At 62.8% G+C, this 20,389-nt stretch carries 22 protein-coding genes; 11 read left to right on the forward strand and 11 right to left on the reverse strand.

Going from position 1 to position 20,389, the window contains the following annotated elements:
• The first annotated feature begins 46 nt into the window (after positions 1 to 46).
• The 5 genes from AB8B20_RS06440 to AB8B20_RS06460 all read left to right on the forward strand — a co-directional run bounded on the left by AB8B20_RS06440 (position 47) and on the right by AB8B20_RS06460 (position 4,922).
• Entirely contained in the window at positions 47 to 229 is a 183-nt protein-coding gene (locus AB8B20_RS06440) for a hypothetical protein (protein ID WP_439072037.1), read from the forward strand.
• Positions 172 to 861 (forward strand): hypothetical protein, encoded by a 690-nt coding sequence (locus tag AB8B20_RS06445; protein ID WP_439072038.1) that lies wholly within the window; start codon positions 172 to 174, stop codon positions 859 to 861. The genes AB8B20_RS06440 and AB8B20_RS06445 overlap by 58 nt, the downstream gene beginning before the upstream one ends.
• A 146-nt stretch (positions 862 to 1,007) precedes the next feature.
• Positions 1,008 to 1,763 (forward strand): hypothetical protein, encoded by a 756-nt coding sequence (locus AB8B20_RS06450; protein WP_439072039.1) that lies wholly within the window; start codon positions 1,008 to 1,010, stop codon positions 1,761 to 1,763.
• A gap of 11 nt (positions 1,764 to 1,774) precedes the next feature.
• Positions 1,775 to 3,622 carry a type I secretion system permease/ATPase gene (locus tag AB8B20_RS06455; protein ID WP_439072040.1) on the forward strand — a complete coding sequence of 616 codons (1,848 nt, stop codon included), beginning with the start codon at positions 1,775 to 1,777 and terminating at the stop codon, positions 3,620 to 3,622.
• Positions 3,612 to 4,922 carry an HlyD family type I secretion periplasmic adaptor subunit gene (locus AB8B20_RS06460; protein WP_439072041.1) on the forward strand — a complete coding sequence of 437 codons (1,311 nt, stop codon included), beginning with the start codon at positions 3,612 to 3,614 and terminating at the stop codon, positions 4,920 to 4,922. Before AB8B20_RS06455 ends, AB8B20_RS06460 begins: the two co-directional genes overlap by 11 nt.
• Before the next feature lie 16 nt (positions 4,923 to 4,938).
• Here AB8B20_RS06460 and AB8B20_RS06465 read toward each other — a convergent pair whose 3' ends face one another.
• Positions 4,939 to 5,979 carry an AraC family transcriptional regulator gene (locus AB8B20_RS06465; protein WP_439072042.1) on the reverse strand — a complete coding sequence of 347 codons (1,041 nt, stop codon included), beginning with the start codon at positions 5,977 to 5,979 and terminating at the stop codon, positions 4,939 to 4,941.
• Between the two features lie 84 nt (positions 5,980 to 6,063).
• On the opposite strand from AB8B20_RS06465, the gene AB8B20_RS06470 reads away from it, so the two are divergent.
• Both AB8B20_RS06470 and mddA read left to right on the forward strand, forming a co-directional pair.
• Positions 6,064 to 6,750 (forward strand): hypothetical protein, encoded by a 687-nt coding sequence (locus AB8B20_RS06470; protein ID WP_439072043.1) that lies wholly within the window; start codon positions 6,064 to 6,066, stop codon positions 6,748 to 6,750.
• Complete coding sequence (gene mddA, locus AB8B20_RS06475) at positions 6,747 to 7,529, forward strand: methanethiol S-methyltransferase (RefSeq protein WP_439072044.1); 783 nt, start codon at positions 6,747 to 6,749, stop codon at positions 7,527 to 7,529. Before AB8B20_RS06470 ends, mddA begins: the two co-directional genes overlap by 4 nt.
• A gap of 61 nt (positions 7,530 to 7,590) precedes the next feature.
• Here the strand turns inward: mddA and der are convergent, their stop codons facing one another.
• From der to AB8B20_RS06505, 6 genes are all read right to left on the reverse strand, one after another.
• A complete protein-coding gene (der, locus tag AB8B20_RS06480) occupies positions 7,591 to 8,976 on the reverse strand; it encodes a ribosome biogenesis GTPase Der (RefSeq protein WP_089263911.1) in 1,386 nt (461 codons plus the stop codon).
• A 53-nt stretch (positions 8,977 to 9,029) separates the two neighbouring features.
• Positions 9,030 to 9,581, reverse strand: coding sequence for a hypothetical protein (locus tag AB8B20_RS06485; protein ID WP_439072045.1), 552 nt, complete (start codon positions 9,579 to 9,581; stop codon positions 9,030 to 9,032).
• 72 nt (positions 9,582 to 9,653) lie between these two features.
• Positions 9,654 to 10,307: a tetratricopeptide repeat protein gene (locus tag AB8B20_RS06490; protein WP_068731023.1), complete on the reverse strand. Its 654-nt coding sequence runs from the start codon at positions 10,305 to 10,307 to the stop codon at positions 9,654 to 9,656.
• Positions 10,308 to 10,479: 172 nt separating this feature from the next.
• Positions 10,480 to 10,734, reverse strand: a complete 255-nt coding sequence (locus AB8B20_RS06495) for a hypothetical protein (RefSeq protein WP_439072046.1) — start codon at positions 10,732 to 10,734, stop codon at positions 10,480 to 10,482.
• A 95-nt stretch (positions 10,735 to 10,829) separates the two neighbouring features.
• On the reverse strand, positions 10,830 to 11,678 hold the full coding sequence (gene panB, locus AB8B20_RS06500) for a 3-methyl-2-oxobutanoate hydroxymethyltransferase (RefSeq protein WP_184517493.1): 849 nt from the start codon (positions 11,676 to 11,678) through the stop codon (positions 10,830 to 10,832).
• A 4-nt stretch (positions 11,679 to 11,682) separates the two neighbouring features.
• Positions 11,683 to 12,267, reverse strand: a complete 585-nt coding sequence (locus tag AB8B20_RS06505; protein ID WP_439072047.1) for an NnrU family protein — start codon at positions 12,265 to 12,267, stop codon at positions 11,683 to 11,685.
• A 150-nt stretch (positions 12,268 to 12,417) separates the two neighbouring features.
• On the opposite strand from AB8B20_RS06505, the gene AB8B20_RS06510 reads away from it, so the two are divergent.
• On the forward strand, positions 12,418 to 13,413 hold the full coding sequence (locus AB8B20_RS06510) for a Bug family tripartite tricarboxylate transporter substrate binding protein (RefSeq protein WP_439072048.1): 996 nt from the start codon (positions 12,418 to 12,420) through the stop codon (positions 13,411 to 13,413).
• Between the two features lie 216 nt (positions 13,414 to 13,629).
• Here the strand turns inward: AB8B20_RS06510 and AB8B20_RS06515 are convergent, their stop codons facing one another.
• Both AB8B20_RS06515 and AB8B20_RS06520 read right to left on the reverse strand, forming a co-directional pair.
• Positions 13,630 to 14,007: a hypothetical protein gene (locus tag AB8B20_RS06515; protein ID WP_315842518.1), complete on the reverse strand. Its 378-nt coding sequence runs from the start codon at positions 14,005 to 14,007 to the stop codon at positions 13,630 to 13,632.
• 288 nt (positions 14,008 to 14,295) lie between these two features.
• Positions 14,296 to 14,901, reverse strand: coding sequence for a hypothetical protein (locus AB8B20_RS06520; protein WP_439072049.1), 606 nt, complete (start codon positions 14,899 to 14,901; stop codon positions 14,296 to 14,298).
• A gap of 198 nt (positions 14,902 to 15,099) precedes the next feature.
• On the opposite strand from AB8B20_RS06520, the gene AB8B20_RS06525 reads away from it, so the two are divergent.
• The gene (locus AB8B20_RS06525) at positions 15,100 to 15,765 is read left to right on the forward strand and encodes a VOC family protein (RefSeq protein ID WP_184517504.1); all 666 of its coding nucleotides are present in this window, start codon (positions 15,100 to 15,102) and stop codon (positions 15,763 to 15,765) included.
• A gap of 98 nt (positions 15,766 to 15,863) precedes the next feature.
• On the opposite strand, the gene AB8B20_RS06530 is transcribed toward AB8B20_RS06525, so the two are convergent.
• Complete coding sequence (locus AB8B20_RS06530; protein ID WP_439072050.1) at positions 15,864 to 17,138, reverse strand: GGDEF domain-containing protein; 1,275 nt, start codon at positions 17,136 to 17,138, stop codon at positions 15,864 to 15,866.
• A gap of 367 nt (positions 17,139 to 17,505) precedes the next feature.
• Here AB8B20_RS06530 and AB8B20_RS06535 point away from each other — a divergent pair, with 367 nt between their 5' ends.
• Positions 17,506 to 17,964, forward strand: coding sequence for an SRPBCC family protein (locus AB8B20_RS06535; RefSeq protein WP_439072051.1), 459 nt, complete (start codon positions 17,506 to 17,508; stop codon positions 17,962 to 17,964).
• Positions 17,965 to 18,243: 279 nt separating this feature from the next.
• Here AB8B20_RS06535 and AB8B20_RS06540 read toward each other — a convergent pair whose 3' ends face one another.
• The gene (locus AB8B20_RS06540) at positions 18,244 to 19,863 is read right to left on the reverse strand and encodes a peptide chain release factor 3 (RefSeq protein WP_439072052.1); all 1,620 of its coding nucleotides are present in this window, start codon (positions 19,861 to 19,863) and stop codon (positions 18,244 to 18,246) included.
• A 206-nt stretch (positions 19,864 to 20,069) separates the two neighbouring features.
• Between AB8B20_RS06540 and sugE the strand changes: the two genes are divergently transcribed.
• Positions 20,070 to 20,384: a quaternary ammonium compound efflux SMR transporter SugE gene (gene sugE, locus AB8B20_RS06545; protein ID WP_439072053.1), complete on the forward strand. Its 315-nt coding sequence runs from the start codon at positions 20,070 to 20,072 to the stop codon at positions 20,382 to 20,384.
• Positions 20,385 to 20,389 lie beyond the last annotated feature (5 nt).

Consider the following 20,389-nt stretch of genomic DNA (forward strand, 5'->3'; position numbering starts at 1 on the left):
GTCGCTCGTCGCACGACGGGCATAACAGCAGAGAAGGATATCCAGAATGACCTTAAATATTCAGCTCACGGCTGCGAGCAGTAATCTCGCGACTTATCTGGCGTCGTACGATGCCAACTTCACCTACAACGGAAACGGCTGGTTCTCCACCTCGTTCACCGGCCAGGATCAATGGTCGCCGGTGTCGATACCGAAGGCACCGACAACAATCTGCCTTCCGTCATCATGAATATCCATGACTACACCTATTCGCCCGGTGCGTTCAACGGCGACGTGGAATCGCTCACGCTCGGCCATAATCTTGAATATGTGCCGGCCACGGATCTGTGGGTGCAAGATCAGGAACTGATCATCACCAATAGCAGCGGCTACATGCCCGTCACCACCACCTTCAATCAGGCGATCTATTCGCTATCGCATGGCGGGCAGGTCGATGGCGGGACGTTCTTCGGTCAGTCGTTTGCGGGATTGACGGACTACTTCGCCGAACAGGGAACGAACCAAACCGGCACGACGGGCGACGACGTTCTCCTCAGCTTCGCGGGCAATGACGTGCTGAGCGGCAACGGCGCCGTATCGGTGGATACATTCCGCTGGAGCGCCGACTATTACGACACTGCCGCGGGTACCACTGCCCAGGGCTGGGGCAACGACGTCATCACCGACTTCTTCGACGACGCCGATCAGATCCAGTTCTCAGGTTTCGGCTGGGCAAATGCCGCGGCATTCCAGAGTGCAGGCGGCAGCCTGTCCGGCAATGTCATCACCTATGCCGATGCAACGAACGGGCTGACCAGCACCATCATCGTGAACTTCGACGGCGGCGGCACACTGGACTGGAGCGATATCGCCTTCGTCTAACAGGCTTCGCTACGAACTGGCAACCACGCGACTTGCTGACGCGACACTGATGTCGCGTCAGCCCTTGCATCGGGATCGCCCGCAAGCTGATCCCGACGCGACGCCGGACCACGACGTCCCGACACCCCAAATCCTGAGGAACGACAATGGCACTGACCATCACCTACAGCGAAGCAAGCAGCAACCTGCCCGCTTACCTGGATAACTGGATCGACAATTTCGAATATCGCGGCACCGGAAATTTCAACGCCGTGAAGAACACCACCGACCAATGGTATGCAGGCACACGCATCGTCGGCGGCGTCGACAATGACAAATCGTCGGTCATCGTGAACGGCGATGACTTCTCCTATACGCCGGGCGTCATCGATGGCACGGTCACCAACCTGACACTCGGCAGCAATCTGGCCTATGTCTCATCGACCGACCTGTGGGTCCAGGACCCCGGTCTGTCGATTGGATTCAGCGGCGCAACGCTGACGCCGGCCTTCGATGCCGCGATCGCCGATCTGTCGCAGAATGGCAGCCTGAACGGCCTCTACGGCTATTTTGCCGAACAAGGCACCATCCAGACCGGAACCGCCGGCGACGATGTCATGCTGAGCTTCGGTGGCAATGACAGTTTCACTGGCGGTCTTGGCAACGATACGCTCGTTTTCGCCGACGGATGGGCCAATGACGTCGTGCTGGATTTTCACGCGGCCGCGGGCGATTTCGACACCCTCGACCTGCAGGGCGTGACCAACATCTCGAACTATGTCGACCTGTTCTTCAACCACAGCAACTGGTGGGACAATAGCAACGTGCTCACCATCACTGATGGTGCCAACTCGATCCAGCTCGACGGCTATGTCGGGACAGACATGCTTGGTCTGATCCTGGACGGCCACTTCACCGTCTGAGCAGAGCTGTCGTGGTGAAAGCTTCACAGCGCATTCCGTCGCAGCCATTGGCTGCGGCGGCCATCTCGCCACTCAAGCCCGCCGTCGCGGGGATCGCCGTGATCAGCGGCATCGTAAACGTGCTCGCGCTGACCGCGCCGCTGTTCATGCTGCAGGTCTATGACCGCGTGCTGGCCAGCCGCAGCGTTTCAACACTGATCGGCCTTGGCGTATTGGCGACAGTGCTCTACGCCTTTCAGTCCCTTTTCGACATCATTCGATCGCGCATTCTGCTGCGCATCGGCGAGCGCTTCGATCACCAGCTCTCCGGCCGCGTGCATGATGCCGTTGTCAGCCTGCCGCTTGAAATGCCCTTGCCGGGCGATGGCCTGCAGCCGTTGCGCGACCTCGACAATGTGCGCGGCTTCCTGTCCGGCCCCGGTCCCACCGCCTTCTTCGACCTGCCGTGGATGCCGTTCTACCTCGCCATCTGTTTCGTGTTTCACTTCTGGATAGGCATTACGGCACTCGCGGGGGCGATCGTCCTCGTCTCCCTCACCCTTCTCACCAATGCCCGCTCCAGGGGACCAGCCCGCGAGACCGTGCAACACGGCATGTTTCGTAATGCGGTGATGGAGGCCAGCCGTCGCAATGCCGAAGTGGTGCGCGCGATGGGCCTCGGCGGCCGGATGGCCGCGCGCTGGCATCGCACCAATGCGGATTATCTGGCGGCCAATCGGCGGGCTGGCGACGTGGCAGGAGGCCTCGGTGGTGTGGCCCGCGCGCTGCGTGCGCTGCTGCAGTCGACCATGCTCGGTGTGGGCGCCTATCTCGTGATCAGGCAGGAAGCCAGCGCCGGCGTGATGGTGGCGAGTTCGATCATGATGGGCCGCGCGCTTGCGCCCGTGGATCTGGCCATCTCGACATGGAAGCCGTTCCTGATGGCCCGGCAGAGCTGGGCACGGCTCGATGAATTGCTGACGCGCATGCCAGAAGCCCCGAAGACGATGGCACTGCCACGCGCCCATATCGATCTGCGCGTCGAGGCGATGACCATCGCGCCGCCCGGAGAGAAACGGCCGACGGTCACGGGGCTGAGCTTTACCGTCTCCGCCGGAAGTGCTCTTGGCATCATCGGTCATAGTGGCAGCGGCAAGTCCACATTGGCACGCGCGCTGGTCGGCGCGTGGCGACCGGCCAGCGGCAAGGTACGCATCGATGGCGCCAGCTTTGACCAGTGGGACCGCGAGATGCTCGGTCGCGATATCGGCTATCTGCCGCAGGGCGTCGAACTGTTCGATGGCACCATTGCCGAGAATATCTCCCGCTTCGAAGACGACCCGGACTCGGAGACCATCGTCGCCGCGGCTAAAGCTGCCGGCGTGCACGATCTCATTCTGCGCCTGGAAAATGGCTACCAGACGCGGATCGGCGAAGCCGGCTCCGCCCTGTCCGCCGGCCAGCGCCAGCGCGTCGGGCTGGCACGCGCGCTGTATGGCGATCCGTTCCTGGTCGTGCTCGACGAGCCCAATGCCAATCTCGACGTCGAGGGCGAAGCGGCGGTCATCCGCGCCATCGCCGCCATCCGCGAGCGCAAGGGCATTGCCATTGTCATCGCACATCGTCCGAGTGCGATCGGCGCCGTCGACCTCGTCCTGGTGATGGAAGGCGGTCGCGCCAAGGCATTCGGTCCGCGCGCGGACGTCCTCAGCAAAACGCTGAAGACTCCCGCCCCCGCAGCACACGGCAGTGGCACGACGACCGGCCATGCGGCCACCGCGCGGTCTCTGGCGCCGCTGCGGGTGATCGCAAATCCCGCCGACAAGTCGGGAATGAGCACACATCCTCACGACGATATGGAAGATCGCGATGCCCGATAGCAATGTCTCGGCGGTCTCCCACTCGATCCTGCGCCATCTCGGAATCGCCACGCTGGCGGGTGTTGTGCTGGTGGGCGGCATCGGCGGATGGGCCGCCGCGACCAATCTGGCCGGTGCGGTCGTCGCCGCAGGGCACTTCGTCGTGGATACCAACGTCAAGAAAGTCCAGCACCCGACCGGCGGCGTGGTCGGCGAAATTCTGGTCCGCGAAGGACAACGCGTCACCGCAGGCGACATGGTGATGCGCCTCGACGCGACGCAAACGCGCGCCAATCTCGCCATCGTCACCAAGCGGCTCGATGAATTCGCGGTGCGACGGGCGCGACTCCGCGCCGAGCGCGACGAGGCTGGCGTCATCGCCTTTCCCGACGAAATCAGATCGCGCGCCGCCGATCCGGAGATAGCGCAGCTCATGGCAGGCGAAAGCAGACTGTTTGAACTGCGCCGCGAGGCCCGCCTAGGCCAGAAGGCGCAGCTTCGCGAACGCGCCCTTCAATACGGCAAGGAAGTGCGCGGCCTCGTGGCTCAGGAGGAAGCGAAAATTCGCGGCATCGGCCTGATCCAACGCGAACTGACTGGCGTGCGCGAACTCTGGGAGAAAGGGCTGGTGCCCATTCAGCGGATGATGGCGCTGGAACGCGAAGCGGCAAACCTCGACGGCGAACGCGGCCGGCTCGTTGAAGCCCAGGCGCAATCCGGCGGCAAGATTTCCGAAACACAGTTGCAGATGCTTCAGGTCGACCAGGACCTCCGCAGCGAAGTCGCCAGCAGCCTGCGCGACATCGAGGGCCAGACGGCGGAATATGTCGAACGGAAGGTGACTGCAGAAGATCAGCTCAAGCGGATCGATATTATCGCTCCGCAAAGCGGACTGGTCCACGAGCTCGCGGTGCACACCGTTGGCGGCGTGATTTCGCCGGCCGATACCGTCATGCTGATCGTGCCCGACAGCGACAGGCTGGCGCTCGAAGTACAAATCAACCCGCAGGACATCGACCAGATACGGCTCGGACAGCCGGCCGTGCTGCGCATGTCGGCCTTCAACCAGCGCACCACTCCCGAACTGAACGGCAGCGTCAGCCGCATCGCCGCCGACCTGACGCTGGATCAGAAGTCCGGGCTTTCCCATTACATCGTGCGGATCACCATCCCGCCGCAGCAACTGGCGCGCCTCGGCAAACTCGCCCTCGTTCCCGGAATGCCTGCGGAAGCCTTCATTCAGACCGGCGAGCGCACAGTCCTGTCTTTTCTGATCAAGCCGATCGGTGACCAGATCGCACGATCATTTCGCGAGGAATAGCCGGTTCAAGTCGAGGTCAGCCTCTGCGCATGGGGCTCGGATACGGCTTCGCCGACTTCGCACCGTCGCGCCAGCGACCCGGCGCTATTCCGGTCACGCGCTTGAACGCGCGATTGAAGGCCGCCTCGGAATCGTAGCCGACATCGCTGGCGATGACGGCAAGGCTGTCGGCGCCCGTTCGCATGCGCTCCGCTGCCAATTGCATTCGCCAGCTGGTCACATATTCGATCGGAGCCTGGCCCAACACCTCGTTGAAGCGCTCGGCGAGCACCGTGCGCGACGTGCCACATTCGCGGGCCAGATCGTCAACCGTCCAGCGGTGACCGGGATTTCCGTGGACATGCCACATCGCACGCCCGAGCACGGGATCATTCAGCGCCGCGAACCAGCCATGGGCGCTTGGCGGCAATCCCGCAGCGTAGCGACGCAGCACCTCGACGAACAGCAGCTCCATCAGCCGGCCGAGCATGATCTCACTGCCGGGCGTCGCATCTTCGGTCAGTGAGAGAATTTCGCGCACCGTCGTGGCGAGAACCGCACTCACCTTGTCGTCACCGGCGCGATCGATCAGCATCGGCGGCAAGGTCCGAAAGACCGGAGAATGCAGTAGCTCCGACGATTCGATGAAGCCGCAGACCATGCGGGTCTCCCGCCCTCCGCCGCCATGCTCGATCGTCCACATGCCGGATAGTGGACCGGCACGCACCAGTTCCATCGCGGAACACAACTCCGCGCCGTCATCGCTATAGAACCTGTGCGTGTCGGCGAACGGCATCAGCAGAATGTCGCCCGCGGCAATGGTGCCTCGCTCGCCACTGGCGAGTTCGACGGTGCATTCGCCAGCCGCGATCAAATGAAAAATGCTGACATGGCGCAAATGCGCCATCGGAGTGCGCTCGTCGAAATGTTTCGGACTGATGAGGCCGAATGGCTCGGTCAGGCTGGCGTTCAGAAATACCGATCCGCTGAGCCGGATCGACCGCAGCATATCTGCGAGCAAATCCCCACCGCGATCAATATCCGGCGTCGCTGCAAATGATGGCGGTGTCTCGATCATGCGAGGTCCTGAACCTCCGACCATCGTCCGCTGCCCCAACCATGCGCGGCATGTGGCGTCGCATTGTATCCGATGGAGACGATGATGATCAAGAAACGGCTGTCCAAGGCCGCCGATCGTAGCTTCCGCTTGATTGCAGCAATGTTGATGCGGCGCGCCATTGCGCGGCTGATCCGCATCGACGACAGATCGCTATCCAAGGCAGGATTATCACGCACCGCGGTGGCCGAGTTCCTCGAGAGTCCGCTTCGAACCGACCCGCACCGCTTCTTCAGCCGCAAGCATGCGCAGCGCGGTCTGCAAGACAGCGATACCGCACGCGAGTCGATTCAAGTGTCGCTGGCCCAACCGGACCCGTTTCATCTTCCGCCAGATGACTCGATCGTTTTCGACAACCATCGCGCGCAGACCGATACGCTTCACCGGGGAACCATCATGCATGAGATCCGACAAATGGTGAGCTTCCGCATGCAAATCCTGACGGCTGGTGTGCTCGTCGCCGTCGGCGCCCTGAGTGCCTGCTCTGGCAGCCTGCCCGATCACAATGCGGCACAAATCCGCCGTGATCAGCCCGCGCGCTGTCAGTTGCGGCCGAATCTCATTCATCTATCGCCGATCATGCCGTCGGGCGAGCGCGTGGCCGAGGCATCTCTCTCCCCAGCCAGCCGCGCAGCAGGCAACCCGAAGCGCGCGCGGGTCCTCCCGGACGGGCCGGCTAAGGAAACGCTTGTTTCAAATCGACAAGACAACCAGCAAAGGATAGTTCCATGACCCGCTTCATTGCACTCATCTACGGGCTCGCGTCCTACGCGATCTTCTTCATCACGATCCTTTACGCCATCGGTTTCGTCGACGGAATGATGGTACCAAAAGACATCAACGCCGGAACGCAGGTTCCGTGGCTGGAAGCTGTGCTCGTCAATCTCGCTCTTATGTCGCTGTTTGCAATCCAGCACAGCGTCATGGCGCGGAAGTCGTTCAAGCAGTGGTGGACGCAATATGTCCCGGCTTCGGTCGAGCGCAGCACCTATGTGCTGTTCGCGAGCCTGAGCTTGTTGCTACTATTCTGGCAGTGGCGCCCGATGCCGGCGATCGTCTGGCAGATCGACAATCCACAACTGGCCATGGCCATGACAGGGCTTTCCCTGTTCGGATGGGTCCTCGTCTTCACCAGCACGTTCCTGATCAACCATTTCGAGTTGTTCGGCGTGCAGCAGGTGGTGCAGAATCTGTCTGACCAGAAACCGTCTGCGCCGGTGTTTCGCACGCCGCTCTACTACAAGCTTGTGCGCCACCCGATCTATCTCGGCTTCGTCATCGCCTTCTGGGCGACGCCGCTCATGACGGTCGGACATTTGTTGTTTGCGGCCGTCACCACCGCCTACATCTTCGTCGGGATCTTTCTGGAAGAGCGCGATCTGGTCGAGCTGTTCGGCGATGACTATCGCCGCTACCGCGATCGGGTGTCGATGATCCTGCCGTGGCGCAAATCACAGCGTCCGCCGACGCAGAGGCACGCCAATCCGTTCGGGCTCACCGGCGAGCGATAGGGCACAAAATAAAAACGCCGGATCGCGTGCACCGCGATCCGGCGTTTTTTTTGCTGGCTGATCAATTCGGCCGCTTGCGCTTATGCGCGAAGGGATTAGCCTTTTCACGCAGCGTGATGCGGATTGGCGTGCCCGGCAGGTCGAACGCCTCGCGCAGCGTATTGGTCAGATAGCGCAGATAGCTCGTCGGCACCGCATCGGCGCGCGAGCAGAACACCACGAAGCTTGGCGGCCGTGCCTTGTTCTGGGTGACGTAGTTCAGTTTCAGTCGGCGACCCGATACCGACGGCGGCGGATTTTTGTCGATTGCGTCCTCGAACCAGCGATTGAGGCCGGCGGTGGGAATGCGGCGATTCCAGACCGCGTAGGCATCCTGTATCGCCTTCATCAGCCGTTCTACACCCTCTCCCATCAGGCCGGAGATCGCTACGACCGGCACCCCCCTGATCTGCGGCAACAAGTGATCGGCATCGGTGCGCAGCGCGCCAATCTGGCCGCCCTGCTTCTCGACCAGATCCCATTTGTTGACCGCAAGCACCAGCGCGCGTCCCTCACGCTCGACCAGATCGGCGATGCGCAGATCCTGCTCCTCGAACTTGTTCTGCGAGTCCATCATCAGCACGACAACTTCAGCGAAGCGCACGGCTCGCAGTGTATCGGCAACGGAGAGCTTCTCCAGCTTCTCCTCGATACGCGAACGGCGACGCAGGCCGGCGGTATCGAAGATGCGGAAGTCGCGGCCCTTGTAGTTGAGCTCGACCGAAATGCTGTCGCGTGTGGTGCCGGCTTCCGGCGAGGTCAGCAGGCGCTCTTCGCCGAGCAGATAGTTGATGGTCGTCGACTTGCCGGCATTGGGGCGGCCGACGATAGCGACGCGGATCGGCCGCGTCTCGATCTCTTCTTCGGGAATGATGACGTCGTCGTCGTCGAATTCTTCCGGCTCTTCGACCGGCTCCGGCATCAGCACGCGCAGCGCGTCATAGAGCTCGCCGAGGCCTTCGCCGTGTTCGGCGGAGACCTGGATGGGATCACCGAGGCCCAGCGCATAGGATTCCATCGCGCCGACTTCGCCGTGCTTGCCCTCGCTCTTGTTGGCGAGCAACAGCACCGGCTTGTTGGCGCGGCGCGCGAAATCCGCAAAGGCGCGGTCGTTCGGCGTCAGGCCCATGCGCGCATCGATGACGAAGAACAGCGCATCGGCCAGCGCAATCGCCGTCTCGGTCTGTTCCTGCATGCGTGCGGTCAGCGAGCCCTTCGGGCCTTCATCGAGACCGGCGGTGTCCACCAAAGTGAATTCGAGATCGCCAAGCTTGCCCTCGCCCTCGCGGCGGTCGCGGGTGACACCGGGGGTGTCATCGACCAGCGCAAGCTTCTGCCCGACCAGACGGTTGAACAGCGTGGACTTGCCGACATTGGGTCGGCCGATGATGGCAATGGTATAGGACATAGGTGATCCGTGCGCCCTTTACGGACAGCCTGTCAATGAGAGGGCGCGCGAACTCAGCGCGAGAAACTACCCGACGGCACTGGTGCCGGGAATGGTGTGGTGGCCTGCTGGGCCGGCGCGGCTGCTGCCGGCTCGTCCGGCGGCGGCGCGGTGGTGCTGCGGCGGCGGGCGACCTTCTTGCCTTGCGGCGGAGGCGGTGCGGCAGCCGTGCTGCCTTCCTCTGTCGGCGCGGCATCCGGATCGGCGGGAGCTGCGCTGTCCTGACGGACGGTGCCGACCTGAACAGAGCCACGGCTCTTCGCCTTGCGGCCCTTCGGCTCCGGCGCGCCCGGCGGCGGCTGCAGTGGGGCGGCCGCGACGGGCGCAGCCTCCTGCGCGCGCTGGCGCTCAACATTCTCCTTGTAAAGATCGCGCGGCACGCCCTGCTCAAGACCGGGGACGCCGTCGGGGAATACCGGCTTGCGGTCGCCGGGCAGCTTCTTCTTGGTGTCCAGGAAGTCGAGCATGTCGGACGGGTCCCAGCCGGTCATGCTGCCGCAGCCTGCGAGCGCGCTGGACAGCGCGATCAGGACGGCGGCGGAAACGAGGCGTTGCATCGGGCGCATGGACGACTTCTCACTCAACTCGTGATCTGAACGATCGGCTTCAGGTCAGCTTTAATTCGGCTCTTGTCTTGCTCAGCTTTTCGCGGCGGGCGGCAGCAGCGCCTGCAACGCTTCGGCGCGGGTGCGCAGGCTCGCCGGCGTCTCCGCGTCGTTGGACATCATGTCCAGCCATTGCCGCGTCGCCACGGCGTTGTTGGCCTTCCATGCCGACAGCGCCAGCAGCTCGCGCGCTGAATGACGATAGGTGCTGGTATTGGTCGTCGCCGGCTCCAGACGGGTCTGCATCGCCTCATATGGGGTGGTCTCAAGCAACAGGCTGCCGGCGCGGATGCGCGCCAAATCTTGCTCCGGCGCGGGAACGGTCCGGTCAGCGATAATGTCGTCATAGAGCTTCACGGCGGCCTGTGGGTCGCGCGAAGCAGCCTCAGCAGCGGCGCGCAAACGGGCCAGCGTGCGATAGCCGGACGGCGCCTCGGCAGCGAGCTTGGTGAAGGCGGCTTCCGCCTCGGCATGCTTGTTCTGCTCGGCAAGCTCGACCGCACGGTCGAACGCCGCACCGGCCACAGCGGCCTTCTTGGCCTCGAGATAGCTGTAGCCGCGCCAGCCGCCGACGCCGACCACGATCAGAATCGCGACTGCGATGATCAGGAGCGAATACTTCTCCCAGATCTTCTTGAGCTGCTCGCGACGCAGGTCTTCGTCGACTTCATTAAATAATTCAGACACTTAAAGGTATCCTGTCCCCGATGGGCCGCGCTCACCCCGAGCGGCGCCGGGCATATACGCTCCGGCATGGCGGCGGCGATACCCTAGCGTTATGGCGCTGGCAAGGCAAAGCCAGCGCGATCAAAGCGTTATCCCGAAATGCTTAATTTCGAACCGATGCCTTTTAGGCCCGTCAGTTCATGCCACCGGCACCGCCGCTGGTGCGGCCATTGGCATTGGATCCGGCGCTGTTGTCGCCGAAGGCCGAGTTGGCATTGTTGCCGCCCAGCGCCGCATTGCCGCGGGTATCGTTGAGCGGGCCTACGACCGGGCGCGGCTCCTCGACGCGATAATGGGGCTTCCGCTCCTTTTTGGCTGGCTCCGCGTGCGAAACCGCGGGAAGCGGCGCCAAAACGGCGACAAAGCTCAGGAACTTCAAGGCCTTCATCATCAACATCCTTCGCATTGCCCCTGCTCTTTCAACCCCGGCCGGGCCGCAAAATTCCTGCGAAAATCCCGCGACCGTCTTGCGTCAAACCTGCGTCAGCCCTTCGGCTTGCCGCCATAGACATGTTCCGGCCCCGGAAACGCGCGCGAGCGCACGTCGGTGGCGTAGCCCTCGATGGCGGCCTCGATCATCGGTCCGAGATTGCCATAACGCTTGACGAATTTAGGCACCCGCGCCGACAAGCCGAGCATGTCTTCGAGCACCAATACCTGACCGTCGCAAGCCGGACTCGCGCCGATACCGATCGTCGGGATCGGAATCGTCTCGGTGATCTTTCGCGCGAGCGGTTCAGCCACTGCTTCGATGACGACAGAGAACGCGCCGGCCTGCGCGACAGCAATCGCATCGTTCTGGATCGGACCCGGTACGTTCTCACCGCGCGCAATCGCTTCGGCCTCTTCCTTGCCCTGCGAGCGGAACGAACCGAGCGCTGCGATCGACTGCGGCGTCAGGCCGATATGCGCCATCACGGGGATGCTGCGCTCAGTGAGGAACGCGATGGTCTCGGCCATGCGCGCGCCGCCTTCCAGCTTCACGGCGCCGCAATGGGTCTCTTTCAGGATGCGCGCGGCAGAATGAAACGCCTGCTCTTTCGAGGCTTCATAGGAGCCGAACGGCATGTCGACGACGACCAGCGACTGCTTGGAGCCGCGCATCACCGCGTGTCCCTGCAGGATCATCATCTCCAGCGTCACGGGGATTGTGGTCTCGAAGCCGTGCATCACATTGCCGAGCGAGTCGCCGACGAGGATCACGTCGCAATAGCGATCGACCAATGAGGCCGTATGCGCATGATACGAGGTGAGCATCACGATCGGCTCGCCGTTCTTGCGCGCGAGAATATCCGGTGCGGTCTTGCGCCTGATGGCCGACTGAACTGACATGAACTTAAGCTCCGAACACGGGAACGCCGATCACCACCGGATGGAAGGCGAAACCCAAAGCGATATAGGCGACGACGCCGACCGCGACCGCAATCGCATCATTCATCGGACCGCCCACCGGGATCGGCGGACTGCCGGCATCAGCGCGATGTTTCATCGAGATGCGATCGATCACCGCCCAGGCCAGGAATGATCCGAACAGGATGATCGAGCCGAGATCGCCATTGGCGAGCAGATGCGCGGCGGCCCACAATTTGATGCCGGCAAGCATCGGATGTTTCAGCGTGGTGTAGATGCGGCCGCGGATATAGGACGCAGTGACCATGATCACTGCCGGCAGCATCAGGGCGACGGTGATGTGCTTCATCGCCAACGGCGGCGTCCAGACATTGATCCAACCGGTCGCGCGATATTGCGCGAAGCCCCAGATGATCAGCGCGAGGCCGATAGCGGAGATCAGTGCGAAGCCGAGCTTGTAGACGCTCTCGCCCAGACGGGCGATCAACTGCGCGCGCGCCTCACGCCTGATGATGAACAGGTGAATGCCGAGAAACAGCACGAGGCCGAGGATCATCACGATCAGTCCCATGATGTTCAGTCCTCTCGCCCGGGCGGTTGCGTGCCGGATGGGTTGCCCGCCCTGAAATTCCCACTATGGTCCCGCCCGGCCAGCGGATTTTAGCCGCCTTTGGCGCCGGTCAGAGGGTTTCCGGGTATCACTTTTCAGGGGACGCACGCAATGCTGCGAAACGACACGACACCTACCCGCCTTCACCTTGCGCTCGCAGCGCTGTTGTTCGCGACGCTGCCCTTCGCAGCGCACGCGCAGACACCCGCCTGGCCACCCAAGCTTGTGCGCATTATCGTGCCGTTCGGCGCCGGCGCGAGCCCGGACATCGTCGGCCGCGTGCTCGCCGACAGTCTGCAGACGCGGCATCCCGGCACCAATTTCGTCGTGGAGAATAAGCCCGGCGCCTCCGGCAATATCGGCACCGACGCCATCGCCAAATCCACGCCGGATGGTTCGACCATCGGCATCTCGCTCGGCGGCCCGCTCGCCATCAACACGCTGCTGTTTGCCAAGCTGCCCTACAATCCCGACACCGACATCGCGCCGATCACTTTGCTGACCCAGCTCCCGAGCGTGCTCGCGGTGCCGACCAGCCTCGGCGTCAACACCGTCGCGGAATTCCTCGCCAAGGCCAAAGCCGATCCGAAAGGCCTCGGCTACGGCTCGATCGGCGTCGGCACGCTGTCGCAGCTTTGCATGGAAGCAATCGCGCAGAAGGCCGGCGCCAACATGGTGCACATCCCCTACCCGTCCTCGCCCGCTGCAACCACCGCGCTGATCCGCGGCGACGTGCAGGTCGCGTGCCTGCCCGCCATCGGCGTGACGCCACAACTCGCCACCGGAGCCGTGAAGATCCTCGCAGTCACCACCGCGAAGCGCTCGCCGTTCCTGCCGGACGTGCCGACGCTCACCGAGAGCGGCATCGACGTGCAGTCCGACGCCTGGAATGCGCTGGTCGGCCCGGGCGGGCTCTCGAAGGATGTGGTGGCGACGATCAATGCCGAAGTGACGCAGACGCTCGCCGAGCCTGCCGTGATCGAGAAGCTGAAGCTGCAGCTCATCACGCCCTCGCCGACCACGCCCGATCAGCTCCGCAAGCGCATGGCCGATGAGAAAGCGCTGTGGGCCGAGGTGATCAAGGCGGCGAAGATCAGGATCGATTGAGGTCTAACCTCTCCCCGTTCTTTACGGGGAGAGGTCGCCGCGTCTTCGCGGCGGGTGAGGGGCATGGCACGAGGCCTGCCACAAACACGCTCCCTCAGGTTCCGCTGACCGACCCGCGAGTCCACGCTTGCCTTAACACCGTACAAGGCCCCTCACCCGCGCGCTGAGATGCGCGCGACCTCTCCCCGCAAATGCGGGGCGAGGTAAGAAGCACCGTCACACGAACCGGCAGTTTCGCGCAGTTTGCGCCATGCCGGACGACGACGAAGTCGGAATGCTGTAGCTCGCCTCGCTCGGCGTCTGGCCGCGTGCGGGGATGATCACCGTGCCGTGGTCCTTCACCGAGCCCTTGGCGTTAGTTACCGTGACGTCGATGCCGCAGGCAATCTTGCGGGCGCAATTGTTCTCGAAATCCATCTTGAACGAATACTTGCCGTTGTCCTGCCAGAACCCGACATACTTGTCGCCGACGCAGGCCTTGGCTTCCTCGGTCCAGTTGTCGGGCTCGGGCCAGAACAACAAAGCGCTGCCGCCGGTGAGCGCACCGACAGCGCCAACAATCGTCGCAATCAACACGAACCTGCGTCCAAACATCGCCGCCTCCGGGGTGATTTCCCCTTCGTCGCGGCGGGTGGCGCAGCGGTTCACTCTCTTAACCTCTCCCCGCTCTGCGCGGGGAGAGGTCGAAACGCGTGCGCAGCGCGTGTTTCGGGTGAGGGGCATGGCACAAAGCCAGCCACGAAGAAGCACCCTCGGATCTCGATACTGCAGACCCGAGATTCCGCGTCCTCCCCCCGCCATTCAAGGCCCCTCACCCGGAGCCGTCGCTACGCGCCGACTCCGACCTCTCCCCGCAAATGCGGGGCGAGGTTAGGAAGCAGCTTACTTCCCGGACTGCTTCTCCAACTCCCGGTTATCGACATAGCGGATCATGATCGGCCGCCCGGCGACCGCACCACCGAGACCCTTGGTGAGTTTCAGCGGCAGGCAGCCGTCGAGCGAGGCGTTGATGGCCTTGAGATAGGTGTCGCGTGTGTCCTGCGGCGCGTCCTTGCTCGCGAATGTTACGCGCGGCGGCGCGATGGGCGTGCCGGCCGTGTTGAACGAAAACATCACCGACATCTGCATGCCTGCACGCGCATCGTCCGTCGCGGGCGGCGACCAGCACGACCGCAAGGTGGCGAACAGGTCGCCAATCGTATCGAGATCATGATCAGGCCGGCGGTAGAGAGCCTGCTGATCACCCGGCGGCACGCTTAGCACGGTGACCTGCAGGTTTTGCCCGATCGGATAATCGATCTCGGGAATGCACGGCCCGTGATCGAACACGCTGCAGGTGGACGGCGTGCACGGCTCGCCATCAAGCACGCTGCACGGCCTGTGCGAGAAAGGTACTGCATCGCCCGCGCGCAGCCGCCGCGCCTCCGCCTGGCCAGCGAATGCCACCAGTACGCTGACGATCAACAGTAACGTGAGGTTCCGTGTCATTCGGACACCCTTGCAAATGCGCCCTCACCTGAAATGATATGGGCGTGTGGCGTCATCAAGATCGGGATGGGTCACAACTGCACGAGCAGACCAACAAACGGAACGCCGGCCGAACGACCGATTGCAGACATTGTTGCGCCTGCGCACAGCCCGGCACCACACGTCGTCATCATCACACCCCGACCTCAGGAGACCGACATGAGCAGTCCCCAGGTGCATCGTGATACTTCCGTCACCATGAAGCTCGAAATCGTCGTCATTCCCGTGTCGAATGTCGACACGGCCAAGAGTTTTTACGCAAATCTCGGCTGGAGGCTCGACGCCGACTTCGTGGTCGGCGACGACTATCGCGTGATCCAGTTCACGCCGCCGGGTTCGGATTGCTCGGTCATCTTCGGCAAGAACGTCACCGCCGCGACGCCGGGCTCGGCGCAGGGTCTGTATCTGATCGTCTCCGACATCGACGCGGCCCGTGCGGACCTGCTCGGCCGCGGTGTCAAGGTGAGCGACGCCTTCCACGCCGGAGATGTCAATGTCGGACCGGACGAGCCCTATTTGTTCGGACGGCTTCGGGTGAACGGCCTCGATCCCGCGCGCGCCAGCTATCGCTCCTTCGCATCATTCAGCGACCCGGACGGCAACGGCTGGCTGTTTCAGGAGATCACCGCGCGATTGCCCGGGCGTGTAGATAGCAGTGCCACGACGTTTAACTCTTCTGCTGACCTCGCAGCCGCATTGCGGCGGGCGGCGATCGCCCATGGCGAGCACGAGAAGCGCACTGGCGGCCAGCATGACGAGAACTGGCCGGACTGGTATGCCGATTACCTGGTGCGTGAGCAGACCGGCGAGCCGTTACCGACATAGTGACGCCATCGCGCTGCACATGGAATACGTTGCAACTGAATCGTCTGACGCAAAGCTGGATGACTCGCGCACCCATCTTTGCGAAACCGAATTCGACGTCAGAGCCGGGCGCCGTCCTGGCTCTGCAGCTGCGGAAGCGCGTATCCGGATCCAGCGACTGGCGCGTCGGCAGAGGCGCTTAGCGTGCGGGAAATTGTGCGGTTGCGGCCGGTCCGCTTCGCTTCGTAAAGTCGCCCATCGACCCGCTTGTACAGGCTCGGCCAGCTATCTCCCGGCTGCAACGTCCCTACGCCGAAGCTCGCAGTGACCTGCCTCGCTCCACCCGGGACGGCAAAGCTGTTCTGCTCGATCGCGATCCTCAACCGTTCGGCATAATCAACCGCTTCCTGTTCGTCCGTATCCGGAAGGAACACCGCAAATTCCTCGCCGCCCAGCCGCCCGACGATGTCGCGTTTGCGCGACGCGTTGCGCAGCATGCGCCCCACCTCCCCAAGGATATCGTCCCCGACGTCATGGCCGAGGGTGTCGTTGATGCTCTTGAAGTTGTCGATGTCGCACAAGGCGAGCGCAGCACGGCTCGGTCCGTGTTTGCGCAGATGGGCGGATACCCGTTCTTGAAAGCCGCGCCGGTTCAGGATGCCGGTCAACAGATCGAGATCGCGTTCGCGACGAAGATCGTGGATCATGTCGGACACCGCCGCGGCGAGGATGGCCAGCGCCAGGCCGGCGCCGAGCACGGCGAGCGAAAGCTGGAGTGCCTGCCAGAACGTTGAATTGCTGAACGCGGTTCTGTCGACCGGCGCGGAAAATCCGACCGTGAGCAGGGTTCGCGGAAAAAAATGCAAACCAAACAGCAACAGCACCCAGAACAGGACCCGATCGACATAGGGCCCGCGCGCCAATGCGGTGAGCCGCCCCGCTGCGATCAGCATCAGGAGGCCGTAGCCGAAATTCTGGATGTAGACCCGGGCGATGAGACTGCGATCGATATAAAAGAAATAGGCAAGCAGAAGAACGAAGCCGGCAAGGATCGCCATATCGATGACCGGACCGAGCCCCTTCCCCGAACGCACCAGGATGCCCTCCACGGCGGCGATAACCGCCGACGTGTAGAGCGCGCCCGACACGATGGCATTGGGCCCCGCGCCGGGCGGCAAGCCCAAGATCTGCGACGTCGCGCCGAGGGCAAACAGAACGCACGCGCCGGCCAGCAAAAGCAGGTAGTTCCGCTTCTTCTCGACGAGCCACGCGCAGACGAAGGCAGCTCCGAAGACAAACAATATTCCGGGCGTGATCAGTTGGAGCGTAGTTCTGACGATGACCCCATTCATCTCGCTCAAACTTTCCAATAGGCCCAGGTCGTCGTGACGCACGGCTTGGGCACCGGTACCTCGTAGTCAGAGAACACTATCAAATTTGATCGGAAATGCCTCAAATGCGAGTCGATTGACGGGAACCGGGTTCGTCACGCCCGACGTCAAAGGCCGCGAATACATCGTCAGCCGCCCGGCTCACAAGGGAAGATGGATGGCCGGGTCATCTCGCGAAGCCGCGCTTCGCGCTTTGCACAGCCAAGACGTGGGGAGAGTCTACCGCCCAACTCATACGTCATACACGGGCTTGACCCGCGTACCCATCTTCCCCGACAAAGCCTCCACACAATACGCAGCGCCGTTGCGCACTCATCAAGAACCAGACCGTTCACAACTGCGCGAACAGACCGCGGAGGAACTGCCAGCCATGACCACACCCAAGACACCGACGCATCCGTTCGAGCGCAGCCACTCCATCGTGATCGCGGCTGCGCCCGAGGCCGTGTTCGATTACGTCACCAACCCAAAATCATGGCCGCAATGGCTGCCCTCCTCGCACGACATCGACTGCGAGGACCGACCGATGCGCTTCGGCGACACGTTTCATGAACACTGGTCGACGCGGTCGGGCCCGGTCGCGCTGGACTGGCTGGTGATCGCCTGCGAACGCCCGCGGCTCTGGATCGGACTGACGCATATGAGCGTCACCGGCCCCATCGTCGTGCAATATGTCTGCGACGTCGTCGATGGCGGGACGAAGTTCACGCGCACCGTGCGCAACCCCGCGCGGCCGAAGGCGCCAACGCCGGAGATGATTGCGCGGATCGGTGAGGAAGCGGAGTTGGGATTAGGGAACATCAAAAGGATTGTGGAATCCGGCACCTGAGGCTGTGCCTCAAGGTCGTACGAATTTCGTATCCAGTCCGCGACAACTATATTGGGGGCAGCGACCGATTGCGTTGCTTCATCCCACAAGATTTTCTGACACGCCTAGCGCGCAGGAATCTTTCTTTAAGAGTTCAGCGATACGGTTTTCTCAAGCGGTTCATGTATCGCGTACCGCTAGCAGGTCTAGATCCGCCGGAGCGACCCGGCGGATCGTCCTGACTCTGTCGGGAGGCAGCTGCGTCGGCCTACGAAAGGCCGAGGTCCAACGCGTCGTCCCTCACCCCTGCTTCTTCACGTCCTTGATATCCGAGAACACGATCCCCTCGGCGCGTTCCTTCGTATAGTTCAGATAAAAGTCGTTCTTCGCCAGGAACACCGGATCGCCGTCGACGTCGTCGGCGACGCCGGAATTGTTGTTGGACATGAAGGCCTCGAGCTTCTTCTTGTCCTCGGACGAGATCCAGCGCGCCAGCGAGAATTCTGAGACTTCGAAACTCACCGGCAACTGATATTCAGCGTCGAGCCGTGCTTTCAGCACGTCGAGCTGCAGCGGGCCGACGACGCCGACCAAAGCTGGCGCGCCGTCGCGCGGGCGGAACACCTGGACGACGCCCTCTTCCGACATCTGCTGCAAGGCTTCCTTCAGCTTCTTCGCCTTCATCGCATCGCCGAGACGCACACGTCTCACGATTTCAGGCGCGAAGGACGGCACGCCGATGAAGGTGATGTCCTCGCCATCGGTCAGCGTGTCGCCGATCCGCAGCGTGCCGTGATTGGGAATACCGACCACGTCGCCGGCATAGGCTTCGTCCGCAATAGCGCGGTCCTGCGCGAAGAAGAATTGCGGCGACGACAACGACATGTTCTTGCCGGTGCGCACCAGCTTGGCCTTCATGCCCCTTGTCAGCTTGCCTGAGCACAGCCGCGCAAAGGCGATACGGTCGCGGTGGTTGGGGTCCATGTTGGCCTGGATCTTGAACACGAAGGCCGACATCCGGGGCTCGTCAGCCTCGACCTTGCGCAGGTTGCTCTCCTGCGCGCGCGGCGACGGCGCGAAACGGCCGAGGCCTTCCAAGAGATCGCCAACGCCGAAATTGCGCAACGCGCTGCCGAAATAGACCGGCGTCATATGGCCTTCGCGGAACGACTGCAGGTCGAACGGCTTGGAGGCTTCCTTCACCAGTTCGAGTTCGTCGGCGACCTCGCTGGCATCGAGATTCGGATTGCGACCGGCCAGATCGGCAATCTTGATCTTCTCGGCGGCACCCGTCTTGGCGCCGCCGCCCTCTAACAGGCGGATGCCGCCAGTCTCGATGTCATAAGTGCCCATGAAATCGCGGCCGCGGCCAACCGGCCAGTTGATCGGCGTGGTGTCGAGCGCCAGCGTCTTCTCGATCTCGTCCAGCAGATCGAACACGTCGCGGCTCTCGCGGTCCATCTTGTTGACGAAGGTGATGATCGGGATGTCGCGGAGGCGACAGACCTCAATCAGCTTCAGCGTGCGCGCCTCGATACCCTTGGCGGCGTCGATCACCATGACAGCCGAGTCGACCGCGGTGAGCGTGCGATAGGTGTCTTCCGAGAAGTCTTCATGGCCCGGCGTGTCGAGCAGGTTGAAGACGTGGCCCTGGAATTCGAAGGTCATCACCGAGGTGACGACGGAGATGCCGCGGTCGCGCTCGATCTTCATCCAGTCAGAACGCGTGTTGCGGCGCTCGCCCTTGGCCTTGACCTGCCCGGCCAGATTGATGGCGCCGCCGAACAGCAGCAGCTTTTCGGTCAGCGTGGTCTTGCCGGCGTCAGGATGCGAGATGATCGCGAAAGTGCGGCGGCGGGCGACCTCGGCGGCAAGCGGGGAACGCGCGGCTGAGTCGGCGGAAAGGGCGATATCGGACATAAACGTGCCTGTGGCAGGGAAAACGGGCGCAATCAAGGGATTTTGGGCGGGAAACTGGCCGAAGTGGCGACCATCGGCCGCGTTGCGATCCGGCTGCGTCGCCTCCATATAACCCCTGCGAGGACGACCTCCAAATCATCATCATCCGGCAAAGGGAGACCTTTGCTTGCAGGGACGGCCCTGTAATTTCACCAGGAGGCCGTTCCATGGCTTGGTTGTTGCTGTTAATCGCGGGTTTGCTTGAAGTCGGCTGGGCCGTCGGGCTCAAATATACCGAAGGCTTCACCCGCCTCGTCCCCTCCGTCCTCACCCTCATCAGCATGACCGCATCAGTTGGCATGCTCGCCCTCGCCCTCAAGGAACTACCGATGGGAACCGCCTATGCGGTATGGACCGGCATCGGCGCCGTCGGCACCGCAGCGCTGGGCATGTACCTGTTCGACGACCCGGCCACCGTCGCGCGGATCACCTGTATCGGGCTGATCGTGGCGGGCATCGCCGGGCTGAAGCTGGTGTCGTGACCTGC

Source organism: Tardiphaga sp. 866_E4_N1_4 (assembly GCF_052076075.1).
GTDB classification, from domain to species: domain Bacteria; phylum Pseudomonadota; class Alphaproteobacteria; order Rhizobiales; family Xanthobacteraceae; genus Tardiphaga; species Tardiphaga robiniae.